This window comes from Chryseobacterium sp. Leaf405, from assembly GCF_001425355.1.
In the GTDB taxonomy this organism is placed as follows: Bacteria; Bacteroidota; Bacteroidia; order Flavobacteriales; family Weeksellaceae; genus Chryseobacterium.
On the sequence record NZ_LMQN01000020.1, the window covers coordinates 106,424 to 123,408 of the forward strand.

Annotated in this window: 13 protein-coding genes; 10 read left to right on the forward strand and 3 right to left on the reverse strand. The window is 37.7% G+C overall.

All coding sequences use genetic code 11. The features are described from left to right. Positions 1–109: 109 nt before the first annotated feature. Complete coding sequence (locus ASG22_RS19860) at positions 110–652, reverse strand: hypothetical protein (RefSeq protein ID WP_055988362.1); 543 nt, start codon at positions 650–652, stop codon at positions 110–112. 245 nt (positions 653–897) lie between these two features. On the opposite strand from ASG22_RS19860, the gene ASG22_RS19865 reads away from it, so the two are divergent. Further along, positions 898–1,080: a hypothetical protein gene (locus tag ASG22_RS19865; protein WP_055988364.1), complete on the forward strand. Its 183-nt coding sequence runs from the start codon at positions 898–900 to the stop codon at positions 1,078–1,080. 191 nt (positions 1,081–1,271) lie between these two features. Beyond that, entirely contained in the window at positions 1,272–4,232 is a 2,961-nt protein-coding gene (locus tag ASG22_RS19870) for a response regulator (RefSeq protein WP_055988366.1), read from the forward strand. Positions 4,233–4,633: 401 nt separating this feature from the next. Here ASG22_RS19870 and ASG22_RS19875 read toward each other — a convergent pair whose 3' ends face one another. Further along, positions 4,634–5,374, reverse strand: a complete 741-nt coding sequence (locus tag ASG22_RS19875) for an SDR family oxidoreductase (RefSeq protein WP_055988412.1) — start codon at positions 5,372–5,374, stop codon at positions 4,634–4,636. 78 nt (positions 5,375–5,452) lie between these two features. Then, the gene (locus ASG22_RS19880; RefSeq protein WP_055988414.1) at positions 5,453–6,016 is read right to left on the reverse strand and encodes a Crp/Fnr family transcriptional regulator; all 564 of its coding nucleotides are present in this window, start codon (positions 6,014–6,016) and stop codon (positions 5,453–5,455) included. Positions 6,017–6,273: 257 nt separating this feature from the next. On the opposite strand from ASG22_RS19880, the gene ASG22_RS19885 reads away from it, so the two are divergent. The 8 genes from ASG22_RS19885 to ASG22_RS19920 all read left to right on the forward strand — a co-directional run bounded on the left by ASG22_RS19885 (position 6,274) and on the right by ASG22_RS19920 (position 16,689). Then, entirely contained in the window at positions 6,274–7,179 is a 906-nt protein-coding gene (locus ASG22_RS19885) for an NAD(P)H-binding protein (protein ID WP_055988368.1), read from the forward strand. Between the two features lie 6 nt (positions 7,180–7,185). Then, on the forward strand, positions 7,186–7,923 hold the full coding sequence (locus ASG22_RS19890) for an SDR family oxidoreductase (RefSeq protein ID WP_055988370.1): 738 nt from the start codon (positions 7,186–7,188) through the stop codon (positions 7,921–7,923). Positions 7,924–7,957: 34 nt separating this feature from the next. Further along, positions 7,958–8,869 (forward strand): helix-turn-helix domain-containing protein, encoded by a 912-nt coding sequence (locus ASG22_RS19895; protein ID WP_055988372.1) that lies wholly within the window; start codon positions 7,958–7,960, stop codon positions 8,867–8,869. Positions 8,870–9,041: 172 nt separating this feature from the next. Continuing rightward, positions 9,042–9,941: a helix-turn-helix domain-containing protein gene (locus tag ASG22_RS19900; RefSeq protein ID WP_055988374.1), complete on the forward strand. Its 900-nt coding sequence runs from the start codon at positions 9,042–9,044 to the stop codon at positions 9,939–9,941. A gap of 250 nt (positions 9,942–10,191) precedes the next feature. Further along, the gene (locus tag ASG22_RS19905) at positions 10,192–11,262 is read left to right on the forward strand and encodes an efflux RND transporter periplasmic adaptor subunit (protein ID WP_157844738.1); all 1,071 of its coding nucleotides are present in this window, start codon (positions 10,192–10,194) and stop codon (positions 11,260–11,262) included. Positions 11,263–11,299: 37 nt separating this feature from the next. Continuing rightward, entirely contained in the window at positions 11,300–14,479 is a 3,180-nt protein-coding gene (locus ASG22_RS19910) for an efflux RND transporter permease subunit (RefSeq protein WP_055988378.1), read from the forward strand. An 87-nt stretch (positions 14,480–14,566) separates the two neighbouring features. Continuing rightward, positions 14,567–16,006: a TolC family protein gene (locus ASG22_RS19915; protein ID WP_055988380.1), complete on the forward strand. Its 1,440-nt coding sequence runs from the start codon at positions 14,567–14,569 to the stop codon at positions 16,004–16,006. Between the two features lie 98 nt (positions 16,007–16,104). After that, positions 16,105–16,689: a TetR/AcrR family transcriptional regulator gene (locus ASG22_RS19920; protein WP_055988382.1), complete on the forward strand. Its 585-nt coding sequence runs from the start codon at positions 16,105–16,107 to the stop codon at positions 16,687–16,689. The last annotated feature ends 296 nt before the right edge of the window (positions 16,690–16,985 follow it).

Sequence of the window (16,985 nt, forward strand, 5' to 3'; positions counted from 1 at the left end):
AAGTTCATGTAGTAAAATAACTACACGGTTTATGTATTGGGTTTAAATAGAAAAGCCCTCAACACTTTCAAGTGTTGAGGGCGTATTATATAAATTGTTGCTCGCCTTATTATAAAGCAGTCGCAGTATACGTTACTGTTTGCGTGTAAGTTCCTGCTGGTTTACCGAGAAGTACCTTCGATGCTTTTTCCGCCGAAATAGAGTAGGCGATATTTAAAGATTGTTTGGCGCCTGAACTTGCATTACTTACCAGCATCTGATCAGCTGTCGATAAGGTAACCTCATTTAGGGTTCCCATTAAACTTCCGCCTGGTATTGCTTTTACCTTTAATATATCTACTGGAATTACGTTTGCGCCACTTACAAAGTTTGCACCCTCAGATTTTACTTTTACATCGAAATTTTTGGATGAAATGATGACTAAACTATTCGGTACTGTCACATTTTTTGAAGAATTATAATCTGTTGTATTCACATAATTAAAATCTACAGCACCTTGTGAAGCAACAGTTCCTGCATCTATTGAAATAATATCTGCTAAAATAATGTTGACAGAGGTATTAACCTGCCCAGAATTTTGTGCAGGAACTTGACTGGTTCCTAAAGCTATTGCTCCAAGTGACAACGCAGCGATAATGATTTGGTTTTTCATGATAGAATAAATTTAAATTAACTGTAATTAAATGCTGTCATTCAAAATTAATTATACTGATAAATATCATTAAAATCAAATTTAATACCATTATCTGACATTACCAAAACCTTTATTTATATTTATTAATTAATTGTAAATATGACATTTTCAATGAAAGATTGTCTATTATTAAGTAATTTTTTTATTTCACAGAATGCTTCGCTATAGTTTTAGATAGGAGTAATGGCAAAAGCTGAATCAGAATGGAATTAGTACCTCCGACGGTAAATGCTCAAATGAATAAAGGCAAGAAAGTATTTATACTTGAGCCAAATTTATTTGCTGAAAAGTTTAAAAATCTGGTCAACGGTGAAGATGAGATTGTAATTAGGAATAGCCAAAGTGGAGAAGAATGTTATCCAGACTTACATCGAAATTTGGTTTAAAAAAAATGAAAGGTCAATGAAGGAAACCAGTCAGGATAACATACAAAATAAACTTTTATAAACCCAGCAACTCCATCTTTAAGGACTTAAATTATATTCATTTTCCAATATCTGCTCACAAATTTCTAAATTAATTTGTTACTGTTATAAAATAACCTACTTTTAGTATCTTACCACAAAAATATTGTTCAATGCCGAAAAAAATTATAAGAAATCTTCAGATAGGTGTAGTAATTTCTCTAATACTTCTGATTGCTAGTTCTATGGCATCTTATATAAGTATACATAAGCAGATGGAGAATAGAGAAAACTTGTTAAAAAGTAAGGAATCTATAAATCTAGTAAAAGATATCTTAAATACTCTGTTAAATGCTGAAACGGGCAATCGGGGATATCAGCTTACCGGTCGGGAAAATTTTCTTGAACCTTTCAATAAAAGTAGGAATGAATATCCGCTGCTTGTTTCTAACAAAAATAAACTTAATCTTAGTGATAGAGGTCAGATTAATACCCTAAATGAACTTGTACATACTTCAGAAATGATGATGAAAGGATATGTACTGCTTATTGAGAATCGCAAAAAGGGAATATTAATGAGCACTGAAGAACTTTTACAAGACAAGGTGGCTATGGACAGATGCCGCATGCTTGTTCAGAAATTTGTAAAACATGAGGAAGTTCAAATTGCTATAAAAAATGAAGATCTGAACAGGTCTTCCCAGTGGACGGTTTTATTTATCATCTTTTCTGCCGCTGCAGCCATTGCTGTAACCATTTTTGTTTACATACAACTAAAATCTGACCTCATCCGCCGTGATAAGTTAGAAAAAGATCTTTCTTACACTAAAGAAATGCTTGAAGAAACAAGCTCAGTAGCCCAGGTGGGAGGTTGGGAAGCTAATATGAAGACCGGAAAGCTCTTCTGGTCTCAAAGTACAAGAGAGATTCACAAAATTAAAAATAATATCCAGCCTACTTTTGAAAATGCCCTTGGATTTTACAAAGGAAAAAGCGAGGAGAGAATAAAATATCTTTTTAAAAGGGCGATGGATCAGGGAATTGCTTTTGATGAAGAACTTCAGCTTTTACGTAATGACGGCGTTACGATCTGGGTAAGAGTAAAAGGTATTCCCGAGTTTGAAGATGAGATCTGCAACAGGGTTTTCGGAATCATTCAGGACATTGATGCCTTCAAAAAAATGCTTCTGGAGGTTACCCGGAAGGAGGCTATGATGCAGTCCTTTGCTACTGATGTTCCTATTCCTTTGGCCATGTTTGATAAAGATCTTAACTATGTTGCTGTAAGCAGTAGATGGAGAGAAGAATTTAGTATGAATAATGTAGATCTTATCGGTAATAATCTTTTCACGGTATCACCTGATATTCCCGAAGAAAGAAAAGAAATCTATAAGAACGCACTGTTGGGAAAAACGTACATCAACGGTGACTTTGAGCTAAAGGTTGAAGGAAAAGAAGAAATTCAGCATTATGACCTTAAAGTCGGACCTTGGTATCTTACAAAAGATGAAGTAGGGGGTGTAATTATTTCCGTACAGAATATTACAAATGCTGTAAAGGTAAATGAAGAACTGAAAAATGCCAAGGAAACTGCAGATATAGCCAACAAAGCAAAATCCGAATTTCTGGCAAATATGAGTCACGAGATCAGGACTCCTTTAAACGGGGTTATTGGTTTTTCAGACCTTCTCCTCAGAACACCGCTGAATGAAACACAGATTCAATATTTGAATTACATCAATGAGTCAGGAGAAAATCTGCTTAGTATCATCAATGATATACTTGATTTTTCTAAAATAGAATCCGGAAAAATGGAGCTTGTGATTGAAAAAAGTGATGTTTATGATATGTTAAGCCAGGTCATAAATGTTATTCTTTATCAATCCCAGAAAAAAAATATCGAACTTCTTCTCAATATTGAGCCGGGTCTTCCAAAAATACTTTTTATTGATGAAGCAAGATTAAAACAGATCTTGATCAATCTTCTGGGGAATGCTGTGAAATTCACAGAAAAAGGAGAGATCGAGCTAAAAGTAGAGAAATTGCGCATGAATGATACTACTATTGCTTTGCGTTTCTCGGTAAGAGATACGGGGATCGGCATCCCTGTTGAGAAACAGAAATACATTTTTGATGCCTTTACTCAGGAAAACAGTTCCATCAGTAAACGATATGGTGGCACGGGTCTGGGGCTTACTATCTCAAACAATATTCTGGGATATATGGGAAGCCATTTGTCGCTGGACAGCGCAAAGGAAAAAGGTTCTGTATTTTTCTTTGATATTGAAATTCCTTATGAGATCTCTCAATTGGAAGAGGATGAAATAACTGTTAAAACAGCTCTGGTGGTTGATGATAATGAAACCAACAGGATTATTCTTGAGCATATGCTTACCTATAAAAATATAAAATCTACCTTGGCTTCTAATGGGATGGAAGCTCTGGAGATTCTGTTGAAAGGTGAGCGGTTTGATGTGATTTTGATGGATTATCATATGCCTATTATGTCCGGATTGGAAACAATAGATAAAATAAAAGAGCTGTTCAATCAGCGAAAAGAGACTTCTCCATTTATAATACTTTCTTCTTCTTCTGAAGAACTGGATATGCTTACTTCAGTTAGGAAAATAGCAAATACACATTTACTGTTGAAGCCTATCAAATCACATGATCTATACAAAACCTTAAGAAGGGTAGATCAAAGTAATGCAGTAGAGATTAGTAAAGATCAGTCTGAGAAAGCTTCGCATTTATTTTCCTCAGAATTAGAAGTGCTTTTGGTTGATGATAACCCAGTGAATATGGTCCTGAATAATAGGATAATGAAGTCTTTTGCTCCCAGTATACATTTAACGGAAGCAGTCAATGGATTGCAGGCTTTGGAAGAATGCAGGAAAAAACAGTTTTCCATTATCATGATGGATGTACAGATGCCTGTGATGAGCGGTATTGAGGCAACACGAAATATTAGAATGCTGCCGGGATATAAACATATACCCATCATAGGCGTTACAGCTGGAACTGTTCTGGGTGAAAAAGAAAAATGCCTTGAATCCGGAATGAATGACTTCCTTCCCAAACCTATACGGCAGGCAGACCTTATTGAAGTATTCAAAAAATATATTAGTGTTTAGGACTTATAAAAAAAAATGAGATCGAGTTCTTTTGTTAATTTTAGAGAGTTAACATATAATATTGTACTTACAAAATCTGCATCTTCTTATTTTCGATATCAAATTGATACTTACCTACAGTATTAAAAAAAGCGATTCTTTGAGAAGTGTAGATTATAATCCGTAAAAATACCTGCTTGAGAAATCGGGTGTTTTTACGGATATATGCTTGGATAAAACTCTTTAACTTTCAGGTAGTTCCAAAATAATCCTTCAATTAAAGTACTTATTTAAACATTCGATAAATATTTATCGATCAGTATATGCCCGATGAATTTAATTGAAATGTAACAAACAAATATGCCTGTCACTTTGCGATTGTAAAGTGACAGGCATATAAAATTTAGATATCTTTAAATTTTTTACCAAGTTATTTCTCCACTTTCTGGATTACTTTCTTCACTGTAAAATTTCCCACTAGGTCCATTGTCGTCAATAAGGGCAAATTTAATGATGCGTTTTGCAGCATCTTCCACTTCACCACCATTAAAACCAGTAAAATCAGTTTTTGTATAGCCCGGGCATACTGCATTTACTTTAACATTAGTGTTCTTAAGTTCATATGCCAAATGCACCGTATACATATTCATAGCAGCCTTGGATGATGCGTAGACTGCATATTTTCCATAATCATAAGCGGGCCATTGTGGATTGCTCTGCAGAGAGAGGGAACCGACACTTGTACTTACATTGACGATTCTTGGTTCAGAAGATTTTTTCAATAGACCTATAAAAGACTGTGTAGTTCTAATCACACCATATAGATTAACATTCATAACATCCAGATATTCATCAGGTGGAGTTTCTAACGCATTTTGTGGTGTAATACCGCTGATCCCCGCATTGTTTATCAAAATATCGAGATGTCCTGTTTCTTTCTCAATAATATTTTGCGCTTTCTTAATTGTCTGTGGTTTGGTCACATCAATCTCAATTGGAGTGATGTTTTTGTAGCCATCATTTTTTAATTTAGCGACAATCTCTTCACCTTTATTGATATCTCTGCTCCCTAAATATACGTTTATGCCTTTTTGGGATAACTGCTTTGCCGTTTCTAAACCTATTCCTTTGTTTGCTCCTGTAATCAGTGCTGTTTTTGTCATAATAAATCGCTTTTTTATATTGGCAAAATTGAAAATTTTTAAAATGGTATTATTTACCATTTGGTAAAAACAGCTTTCTTAAATGTTTTTTCTGATCCTACTCAATGATTGTTGTGTTACACCGAGGTATGAAGCTATATATGCCAGAGGAATTCGGTTTGCCAGGGATGGAAAATTTTTTAAGAATTCTAAATATCTTGTGGTTGCGTCCTGCGAGATCACCGGTCCTTTCCTTGACTTTTGATACATACACTTTTGAAGCATTTTGTTTTTGATGTTGTCCCAGTTGACGATAGTATGTGAGATTTCTTCCCAATCATCCTTTGAAAAGACAATAAGTCTACAATCTGTAGCGGCCTGAAGATATTCAGAGGATGCAGTAGCTGCTTCGAAATTAATATAATCAAATGACAAATTATTTTCATCAATGAAGCAACGCGTTATTTCTTCGCCTTTATTATTATAGTAACATCCACGTATAATTCCATCCACAATGAAACTCACCCGTTTGGGGATCCAGCCTGCTTCCGAAAAATACTCATCTTTTTTTAGATTAATCATTTCCGCTTTTGATTGTATAAAAGAAAATTGCTGCTCATTGAGATTGCCAAACTGCAAGATATATTGCTTAAATTCTTCCATAGCTGCAAGGTAATAAATTAAAAAAAATGATTTTATCATTTGGTAAATTATTTATGAAAATCTAATTCAGTTGAAATGTAAATAGTTGTAATTGCTTGTTAAAGCTTATGATCCTTGGTGTAGATATATGATGGCGATTTAGGTTCATAATTAAATATGCTGTTATATCACAATATCCATTTGTGTTTATAAAATCTTTGATAGTGTTTATTCTCTCACGAAAGGTTGTCGCAACTTTGTACTTATAAATCAAGACAATGAAAATAACATTAACAGGTTCTTTAGGGAACATCGGAAAGCCACTCACCCAATTATTGGTGGCGGCAGGACATCAGGTAACAGTCATCAGCAGCAAAGCAGAAAGAATACCTGAAATAGAAAGTCTGGGCGCTGTCGCAGCAGCAGGAAGCATCCAGGATGTAGAATTCTTAACGGAAACATTTAAAGATACTGATGCGGTATATTTGATGGAAGCCTGGGAAGGCATCGGAAGTCTTTTTGATAAGGACATCGATTTCTTGGCTGAATTTAAAAAAATAGCCCACAATTATGTTACTGCTGTTCAACGGTCCGGTGTCAAAAATATCATCCATTTAAGCAGTATCGGTGCACATTCCGATCAGGGTACCGGAAGTCTTTTGGTTCACTATAATGTTGAACATATCCTACAGAAACTTCCTGAAGATGTCTCAATCAAATTTATGCGTCCTGTCGGATTTTTCAGCAATATCTACCGTTGGCTTCCAATGATACAATCGCAGGGTAAAATTATTCAAAGTTATGGAGGAGATCGTAAAGAACCCTGGGTCTCACCGTATGATATCGCATCGACCATTGCAGACGAAATGGAAAAGCCTTTCATCGGAAGAACAGTCCATTATATCGCAAGTGATGAGGTTTCTCCTGATGAAATAGTCAAGGCTTTAGGAAAAGCAATTGGGAATCCCGGTTTGGAATGGAAAGTAATTTCGGATGAAGAATTATTAGATCAAATGCTTTCTGCCGGCATCAACAAATGGGTTGCCAAAGGAATGGTCGCCATGCAAAAAGCACAGGGAGACGGCAGTTTATATGAAGATTTTTATGCCAACAAGCCAACATTCGGGAAAGTGAAAATAGAAGATTTTGCGAAAGAATTTGTACAGATATATAACAAAAGATAAATTAATATGAAAACAGCATTAATAACAGGAGCCAACAAAGGAATAGGATTCGAAACGGCTAAACAGCTTTTAGAGAACGGTTATTTTGTCTTCATAGGAAGTCGGAATATCGACAATGGAGAATCAGCCGTACAGCAACTTAAAGAAACAGGTTTTAAAAACATTAAAGCCATCCGGTTGGATGTTGCTGACATTGCTTCCATAGAAAATGCAAGAGAAGAGATCGGAAAACAGACGGATATTCTAGATGTGCTCATCAATAATGCAGGAATAAATGGCGGAATGCCACAAGCCGCGCTCGAAGCGCCTGTAGAAGCTTTTCAACATGTAATGGATACCAATCTGTATGGTGTTATCAGAGTGACCCAGACATTTATGGATCTTATGAGAAAATCTGAGGAGCCAAGAATCGTTAATGTCTCTTCCAGCGGCTGTTCGCTTACATTGCATTCTGATCCCGACTGGATTTATTACAGTCATAAAGCTGCCGTTTATACTGCCTCAAAGGCGGCTATGAATATGTATACCATTAATCTTGCTTATGAACTCCGTGAGACACCATTTAAAGTCAATGCAGTTTGCCCGGGATTCGTGGCTACGGATTTCAACAATCACAGAGGCACAGGAACCGTAGAAGAAGGAGGAAAAAGAATTGCTAAGTATGCAATGATCGGCCAGGACGGACCCACCGGAAAATTTATCAGTGAAGAATATAATCCTGAAACCGGTGAAACACCTTGGTAATTAATTAGCTATTTTTACACAGTCAATTAAACAAATGAAAAGCAATCCGCAGCAGCTGCATAAATTTCTCTCGTTATCTGAATTTCATAAGATGTTCGGATTACCGAAACCTGAACATCCGTTGGTCAGCTTCATCCGTCTGGGAGATATGACCTTACCAGCAGAAGGACTATCTGAAAATCTGGTGTTGGATTTTTATAAGATCGCCTACAAAGATACCATCGGCAGTGCTAAATATGGGCAGCATCATTATGATTTTGGTGAAGGCGGTTTAGTATTTACGGCTCCGGGTCAGCTTTTTGAAAAGCCGAAAAATAACAAAAGCAAAGGTTTTCTTATCCTGCTCCATCCTGATTTTCTGCTTTCCTATCCATTGGCAAAGAAGATGAAGCAATATGGTTTCTTTTCCTATTCAACGGATGAAGCTTTGCAGGTATCAGAAAAAGAAAAGGAGACCTTGTTTTCGGTCTTTAAGATTATTGAAGAGGAACTTAAAAGCAGAACAGATGACTTCAGTCAGGATGTCGTCATCTCGCAGATCGAACTTCTCCTTAATTACAGCAGCCGTTATTATAAACGACAATTTATCACCTATAAAGCAGTCAATGACCACCTTATTGAGAAATTTGAAAAAGTTCTGGACTTTTATTTTAATAATGATGAGGAATTACACAACGGAATGCCGACAGTACAGAAGCTGGCAGACCAGTTGAATGTCTCGGCAAGCTATCTTAGTGATATGCTGCGCTCTTTAACAGGGCTCAACACGCAACAGCATATTCACCAAAGATTCGTTGATACGGCGAAAGAAATATTGTCTACAACCAATCTTTCAGTATCTGAAATTGCCTATCATCTGGGTTTTGATTATCCGCAGTCCTTTATCAGATTATTTAAAAGCAAAACAAATCTGACTCCTGTTGAGTTTAGGCAATCATTTAATTGAAAAAAGATGCGTTTTTTATCAAGTAGATGATCTTGCATTCAAAAATAATAAAAAAATAAGGTTAAAAATTTTTACTTGTCAATATTACTTTCATGGTAAGTTAAGTAATGAAGATAATTCATTATAAAAAAGTTCTTTTTGTGCAAAAATTATTTTTAATTTTGCATTATCTATGAAATCTTTAATACCAATTTACACACTTGAGCAATTTGCCGAATTTAATAATTTAGCGCTGCTGAATAAAGATATCCTTTCCTGCAGTTGCGGTACGGATGATCTCGATGCGATCGACCTCAATTATCCGATTAAGATCAGCAGTTTCTCAATATTGCTGGTTACCGGTGGAAAAGTTCGGCTCAATATAGATTTTCAGGAGATTACACTGCAACAGAAAGATATCATTTTTCTTTATCCGAATAATGTCATTGAGTTTCTTGAACTCTCACCTGATGCATCTTTCCAGAACCTTTTCATTTCAGTGGAGTACTTCACGAATCTTAATCTGCAGATGAATTCCAAGGATGCACTGGAGATTTTATCCAATAATTTTTCAAAGATCCTGTCGCTCTGCACAGATAGTTTTAATCATATCAATTCCAGTTTTGCACGACTAGAGTTTCTCAATAATCCTTTAAATGAAACCATTTTCTACCAGGAAATACAGAAAGGGATCATTAATCTCGTGATGTATGAGCTTGCAGGATATGTGCAGAAACAGAAAAATCAATTATTAAAGACGTTCCGCAAAGAAGACATTGCGATAAAATTCGCACATCTGGTGAATCAGCATTATCAGACCCGGAGAGATGTTCAGTTTTATGCCGATAAGATCTATGTGACCCGAACGCATCTAACCCGTACCATCAAGGATGTTTACGATAAAAATCCTAAGCAGATTATCGAAGATAAAATTATCTCTGAGGCTAAAATATTATTGTTAAAAAGCGACTTCAGCATCAATCAGGTGATGACAGAGTTAAGGTTTCAAGATCAGCCAACGTTTACCAAGTTTTTCAAGAAAAAAACAGGCTTCAGTCCAAATGCTTACCGCAAGACTTTGGTAAGTGCTTAGTTTCCTTTTCACATAAGATTCAAATTGAATCATTCAAGTTTAAAAATGTTCTTTTTTGACAACATTAAGAATCTTTCTAACATTGTAGTCTGACTTTTTAGTCAATAATTTTGCAGACGCATACTAAGAAAAATCTTAATCATTTATGAATAATTTAAGCAGAAAGTTAATTTCGGGCTCAGTACTATTTTGTGGCCTATTTTTACTGCAATCGTGTAACAAAAATCAGCAGCCACCACAAATGCCACCAATGGAATTACCGGTTTCCAAGGTCGGGCAGGGTAACGGGCTTGTTTCCAAAGAATATCCTGCCAGTATCGAGGGCGTTACTGATGTTGAGATCCGTCCGCAGGTTTCCGGTTATCTTCAGAAAGTTTATGTTGACGAAGGCGCTTATGTCAGAGCCGGACAACCACTTTTCCAAATCGATTCCAGAGTGTATGCCGAGCAGTACAATACAGCAAAAGCGGGTGTTTCAGTTGCAAGAGCTAATTTAGCCAATTTAAAAATAGATCTCGATCGTAGAAAAGAATTGGTAAAAGAAAGCATTGTTTCCAATATCCAGATACAGCAGGCGCAGGCGGCGTATGACGGCGCAAAAGCGGCATTGACTCAAGCTGAAGCGACAGCGCAGTCAGCAAGGATCAATCTTGAATTTTGTACGATCAAAGCTCCCGTAAGCGGATATTTAAGCAGGATCAACTACCGTCTGGGAAGTCTGATCAGTCCTTCAGGAGTAGAGCCCATCACGGTTCTTTCGGATTCGCACGAGGTGAATGTCTATTTCAGTATGAGCGAAAATGATTTCCTGACTTTCCAGGATTCACAGGTCGGCAGTACGATTGCAGAAAAGATCCGGAAAGCGCCAATGGTAGGATTACAGATTGCCAATGGTCATCTTTATGAGGAAAAAGGGAAAATCGATGCAGTGGAAGGTCAGTTCAATTCCAATACGGGTTCTGTGACTTTCAGAGCAAAATTCAAAAATCCAAAAAATATCATCCGCGGCGGAAATACAGGGAAGATTGTGATCGACCAACATTATGACAGCGTTATTCTAATTCCAATAGCCTCAACTTCAAATATCCAGGACAAAGTGTACATTTTTACTTTAGACAAAGACAATAAAGCTGTTCAGAAAGCCATTGAAGTTTCAGGAAAAAGCGGTACCAATTATATGGTAACCAACGGAATTAAAGCCGGAGAATCCTACATCGTTTCAGGATTCGAGAGACTACAGCCGGGAATGCCGGTTGTTCCAAAATCTGCCAATCAACAAGCCAATCAAACTCAAGCCAAAGCTGTAGCGGGGGAAAGCTAAGATCCGCTTGATGTTTAATTTCAAATAAAATAGATCAATGTTAAAAACGATTATAAAAAGACCGGTCTTAGCGACCGTTATATCGGTGTTGCTTGTCATCCTGGGAATTGTGGGGATGAAGAGCCTTCCCATCACGTCTTTTCCGGAGATTGCACCGCCAAGTGTTACGGTAATGGCAGTTTATCCCGGCGCAAGTTCTGAGGTGATCGCCCGTTCTGTGGCACCACCTTTGGAAAACGCCATCAACGGGGTTGAGAATATGGATTATATCAGTTCAACATCCAGTAATGGAAATCTGATGCTGACCGTTGTATTCAAATTAGGTACAAATCCCGATCAGGCGGCTGTAAACGTACAAAATAGAGTGGCACAGGCTACAAGCCAGCTTCCTGCTGAGGTTAACCAAATTGGGGTAACCACAATGAAAAAGCAAAACAGCATCCTGGCGATGGTCACCTTGTATTCGGAAGATCCTTCCGTGAATGACCTGTTCATTGAAAATTACGCTAAGATCAATCTTGTACCGGAACTGAAACGTATCAAGGGAGTAGGAGATGCTCAGGTTTTCGGTAACAAGGATTACTCGATGAGAATCTGGCTGGATCCGCAAAAGATGACAGCTTACAATTTAACGCCTCAGGAAGTTGGAGCAGCGGTTCAGGCTCAGAATGTGGAAGCCGCGCCGGGAAGATTTGGTGAAAGAAGTAAGGAAGCGTTGGATTATGTCATCCGTTACAAAGGTAAAAATACCGAGCCTTCTCAATATGAAAATATCCTGATCAAAGCAGGAAATGATGGCAGTACGTTAAAATTAAAAGATATTGCAAAAGTAGAATTCGGTTCCTATGATTATGGAGTTTCAACTTTATATGAGAAGAAACAGGGTGTGATGGTCGCATTGTTCCAGACTGCAGGATCCAATGCCAACGAAATTGAGATCGCAGCTCAGGCAAGAATCAAAGAACTTTCAGCGTCGTTTCCGGCGGGTGTAAAATATGAATTTGTGTACAGCTCGAAAGAATCACTGGATATGTCCATCGATCAGGTGATCCATACGTTGATTGAGGCATTTATTCTTGTTTTCATCGTTGTATTCATCTTCCTTCAGGATTTCAGATCAACTTTGATTCCGGCAATTGCAGTGCCTGTTTCAATCGTGGGAACGTTCTTCTTTATGAAGCTTTTCGGATTCTCGATCAACCTTTTGACCTTATTTGCATTGGTATTGGCCATCGGAATTGTGGTGGATGATGCGATTGTTGTGGTAGAAGCTGTTCACGCCAAAATGGAACATCGAAAACTCAACGCAAGAGCAGCAACGATGTCGGCAATGAGCGAGATTACAGGAGCCATTTTTTCTATTACTTTGGTAATGGCAGCGGTATTCGTTCCTGTCGCTTTTATGGAAGGTCCCACAGGAATTTTCTACCAACAGTTCGCGTTGACATTGGCAATGGCAATTGTGATTTCTGCGGTAAATGCATTGACGTTGAGTCCTGCCTTATGCGCCATTTTATTAAAACAACATAACGCTCCGGGACACGGACACGAAGCTAAAAAAATATCCGTTAAAGAGAAATTCTTCGCAGGATTCAATGCGGCATTTGACAAGATGACGTTCAGATACGGGAAATCTGTTTTGTTTTTATTAAAGAAAAAATGGGTTGCATTTTCAGGTTTGGCGATTGTCATCGGTTTATTCGTGTGGATGTTCGCCATTACGCCAACAGGATTTATTCCGGACGAAGACCAGTCGTTTCTGATAGCAACAGTAACGCTTCCACCGGGTTCTACGCAGGCTCGTACGACAGATGTTGTGACAAGAGCTGAACAGATATTAAGAAAAAACCCGGCTGTAAAAAGTGTTGTTTCTGTGAATGGACTGAATATGTTGAATTTCAGTATCTCGTCTTCCAACGCAGTATTTTTCTTAAAATTGAAAAATCCTAAAGACCGTGGCGAAGTTCATGATTTGAAACAGATCACAGGTCAGCTTCAGGGCGAAGTAAGTCAGATCAAGGAAGCTTCATTCTTTGTTCTGGGAATGCCGACGGTTCCCGGATTCGGTAATACGAGTGGTATTGAAGTCGTTCTTCAGGACAAAACAGCCGGCTCATTGACCAAATTTAATGAGACTTCCAATGTTTTTATCGGCGCTCTGATGCAGAGACCAGAGATTGCGATGGCATTTACTACCTTCAATGCCTCTTTTCCACAGTACGAATTAGTAGTAGATGAGGTCAAGGCCAAGCAATTGGGCGTGAATGTTTCAGATGTAATGTCTGTGATGCAGGGGTATTATGGTAGTATGCAGGCTTCAGATTTCAACAGATTCGGAAAATATTATCGTGTCGTGATGCAGTCTCCACCAGAATTCCGTGCCGACCCCAATTCTTTAAATGGAATCAATATTAAAAATAATGTCGGGCAAATGGTTCCTGTAAGCACAGTGGCTTCTCTGAAACAAACAGCAGGTCCGGAAGTGGTGGATCATCACAATTTATTCAATGCCATAAGCATTACCGCAATGCCGGCTCCGGGATACAGTACCGGTCAGGCAATGGCTGCTATTAAAGAGGTAAGTGCGCAGAATTTACCGACAGGATTTTCTTATGACCTGAAAGGAATGGCGCGTGAGGAACAATCTTCAGGTGGACAGTCAGCAGTGATTTTCGGATTGTGTTTCATTTTCGTTTATTTCATTCTTTCCGCACAATATGAAAGTTATCTGGTTCCGTTTGCGGTATTATTAGGAATACCAACCGGATTATTAGGCGTTTTTGTGGGAATTTCAATTGCTGAAATTGCGAATAACATTTATGTTCAGGTCGCCTTGGTGATGCTCATCGGTTTGCTCGCTAAAAATGCAATTCTGATCGTAGAATTTGCGATGCAGAGAAGGAAAGCCGGAAAAAGTCTGACCGCTTCCGCCGTTGAAGGGGCAAAAGCGAGATTAAGACCTATTTTGATGACTTCTTTAGCATTCATTGCAGGTTTACTTCCATTATTATTTGCATCAGGACCATCGGCAATAGGTAACCATTCCATCGGCTATGCAGCAGTTTTCGGAATGTTGTTCGGAACGGTACTAGGGGTTTTTATTACGCCGGTTCTTTTTGTTGTATTTAAATATTTACAGGAAAGAATCAGCGGTAAACCTTTGGATGAGAGTGTTTGGGATTACGAGCCTTCAAAACTCGCAAAACAGAATCATTAATATAAATAGTTTATTGAGACCAAAGATAATTTTGAGCAGGAAAAACCATTTTCTTACTCAGGTTATCGGCGGATAAAAAATATTACAATGAAATCGAATATCAGATCATATACAAATTTCGGAGCTTTTGCAGCATTGCTGACTTTAGCATCCTGCACTGTTCAGAAATATAAAGCGCCGGAAGCAGAGTTGCCGGAGGGTTTCAGGGATACCACTCAACTCACTATTGAGCATGATAGCACACAAAGCAGTATAGCAAAGATTCCATACAGGGAATTTTTTACAGACCCGACATTGTTGTCGCTCATAGAAAGCGGCGTCAAAAATAACAATAACCTCAAAGTTTCCATCAAGCAAATCGAATCTGCGGCATTAAGCTACAATCGTTCGAAATGGGGAAATGTTCCGAATGTAAATTTAAATATAGCAACGGCATCCATCAGCAGACCTTCCGACAATAGTATGAACGGACAAATGTTCGGACAGATGCTAGGTCAAAGATATATAGAAGATTATGGAACTAATGTTTCAATTTCCTGGGAAGCTGATATCTGGGGTAAAATAAAAGGCAGAAAAGAATCTGCATTAGCAGCTTATCTTCAAACCCAGGAAGCAGCGAAAGCGGTTCAGACCCAATTGATCGCCCAAATTGCTCAGGGATATTACAATCTTTTAATGTTGGATACGCAGCTTGATATTACCAATGAAAATTTAAAATTGGTCAATAATACCCTGAGAATGATTAGCAAACAGCAGGAATTAGGGATCACGACAAGTTTATCGGTTCAACAGCAGGAAAATACGCGTGACCAAATGTTGGCGACAATTCCGGTCATTGAGCAGTCCATCACCATTCAGGAAAACGCATTGAGCATTCTGACGGGAAAAATGCCTGCTGAAATTCAGAGAACTCTGAAATTGACCGATATGCAGACCCCTGAATATAAATCCGTGGGAATTCCGGCTGAGTTACTGAGCTATAGACCCGACGTGAAAAGCAGCGAACTGACCGTTCGTCAAGCTTTCACCAATGTGAAGGTGGCCAAGGCCAGTATGTATCCCGCTTTAAATATCACAGCTCAGGGCGGTTTGAACACCTTTAATTTTAAAAACTGGTTTGATATTCCGGGATCTCTCTTCGGTGCTGCCGCAGGTTCTTTGGTAATGCCGCTAGTCAATGGAAAACAACTGAAAACCCAATATGAACAGTCGAAAATTGCAATGGAGCAGTCGGAAATTAATTTCAAACAAACTGTTTTAAGTGCGGTCGGTGAAGTTTCAAATGCTTTGGCAAACATTGAATCTGCCGACAAACAGGAGACGATCACTGTTGGTTTGGTTGCAAGATCCGACAAGGCTGTAACAACTTCAAACAAGCTGTTCCAACAGGATATGGCAACATACCTGGATGTCATAACAGCTCAAAATAACAAATTACAGGCAGAATTGAGTTTGGCTAATATCAAACTTCAAAAGTTGAGCTCGGTGGTAGATCTTTATCGCGCCCTTGGTGGAGGATGGCAGTAAATTCAGTTACATGAATATTAATATACCATAATTAAATTTTTTTCTTGTCATAGCAGTTGGTGGATGTCTGCCGACTGCTATTTTAAAAATCTAAAAGAATGAGCGATACAGAATATAAAATCAAAAATGCAACGATGGATCTTTTGCTTAAAGATGGAAATTTTGGGTTTACATTATATGATGTGGCTGAAAAATCAAAAGTAAGCCGAACGGTAATTCATTACTATTTCCGCTCAAGAGAAAATCTATTATCCATTGTAACAAAAGAGATTCTTGCCAATTTGGTAAAGCCCCGCCATGATAAGTTGCTGGGTAAAGAAAATTTAAAAACTAAGATTCTCAGATTCTTGGAAGCATCAGATAAGACCTGTGAAAAATACCCCTATATTGATGTATTTCTAATGGTAAGGCACACGACAAGTAAAGACCTTCAAACTTTTTTCGACGATACTTTGGAAAGTTTTAAAGATCTAATGTCGGAAGTTGAGTATGGTATTGATAGAAAAAAGATAAAATATAAGAATGCACAATATTTTTTGAGCGACCTTTTTGCACTTTCTTCATTCTCATATATTTTCAGTAATTTTTTCTGCACCTTAGATATTGAATCAATACATCAGATTAAATTCATAGATTGTTCGGATAAAAACACAAGAATTTTAAAGTTTCTTTTTACTGAATAGGCGCCTTAAACTGCCCGTGCGTCATTTAAAATGATGATATTTAGTTCGTTTGAACCAAATTAAAGAGATTTACAACTCTCATTTTTATTAAATAAATTCTTTTAGCTATGTTTAAGGCAATTTAATTTTCAAAACTGTTAGAAATCAGCACTGGAATATTAAATCTCTAATTGGCTGGTAACCCTAACCGAAGAGATCTCGAAAACATTTAGACAGAATTTCTCAATTATTAGGAGTAAAATATTAGATGTTTATCAATAAATGTTGGAAAGATATAATTAAATGTACTTAATGAA

Excerpts from the sequence above, each read along its gene's own strand:
- ASG22_RS19865 (WP_055988364.1), top strand. The coding sequence starts at position 898 with ATGGAATTAGTACCTCCGACGGTAAATGCTCAAATGAATAAAGGCAAG.
- ASG22_RS19900 (WP_055988374.1), top strand. The coding sequence starts at position 9,042 with ATGAAATCTTTAATACCAATTTACACACTTGAGCAATTTGCCGAATTT.
- ASG22_RS19910 (WP_055988378.1), top strand. The coding sequence starts at position 11,300 with ATGTTAAAAACGATTATAAAAAGACCGGTCTTAGCGACCGTTATATCG.
- ASG22_RS19875 (WP_055988412.1), bottom strand. The coding sequence starts at position 5,374 with ATGACAAAAACAGCACTGATTACAGGAGCAAACAAAGGAATAGGTTTA.
- ASG22_RS19890 (WP_055988370.1), top strand. The coding sequence starts at position 7,186 with ATGAAAACAGCATTAATAACAGGAGCCAACAAAGGAATAGGATTCGAA.
- ASG22_RS19885 (WP_055988368.1), top strand. The coding sequence starts at position 6,274 with ATGAAAATAACATTAACAGGTTCTTTAGGGAACATCGGAAAGCCACTC.
- ASG22_RS19870 (WP_055988366.1), top strand. The coding sequence starts at position 1,272 with ATGCCGAAAAAAATTATAAGAAATCTTCAGATAGGTGTAGTAATTTCT.
- ASG22_RS19905 (WP_157844738.1), top strand. The coding sequence starts at position 10,192 with ATGGAATTACCGGTTTCCAAGGTCGGGCAGGGTAACGGGCTTGTTTCC.
- ASG22_RS19915 (WP_055988380.1), top strand. The coding sequence starts at position 14,567 with ATGAAATCGAATATCAGATCATATACAAATTTCGGAGCTTTTGCAGCA.
- ASG22_RS19860 (WP_055988362.1), bottom strand. The coding sequence starts at position 652 with ATGAAAAACCAAATCATTATCGCTGCGTTGTCACTTGGAGCAATAGCT.
- ASG22_RS19895 (WP_055988372.1), top strand. The coding sequence starts at position 7,958 with ATGAAAAGCAATCCGCAGCAGCTGCATAAATTTCTCTCGTTATCTGAA.
- ASG22_RS19880 (WP_055988414.1), bottom strand. The coding sequence starts at position 6,016 with ATGGAAGAATTTAAGCAATATATCTTGCAGTTTGGCAATCTCAATGAG.
- ASG22_RS19920 (WP_055988382.1), top strand. The coding sequence starts at position 16,105 with ATGAGCGATACAGAATATAAAATCAAAAATGCAACGATGGATCTTTTG.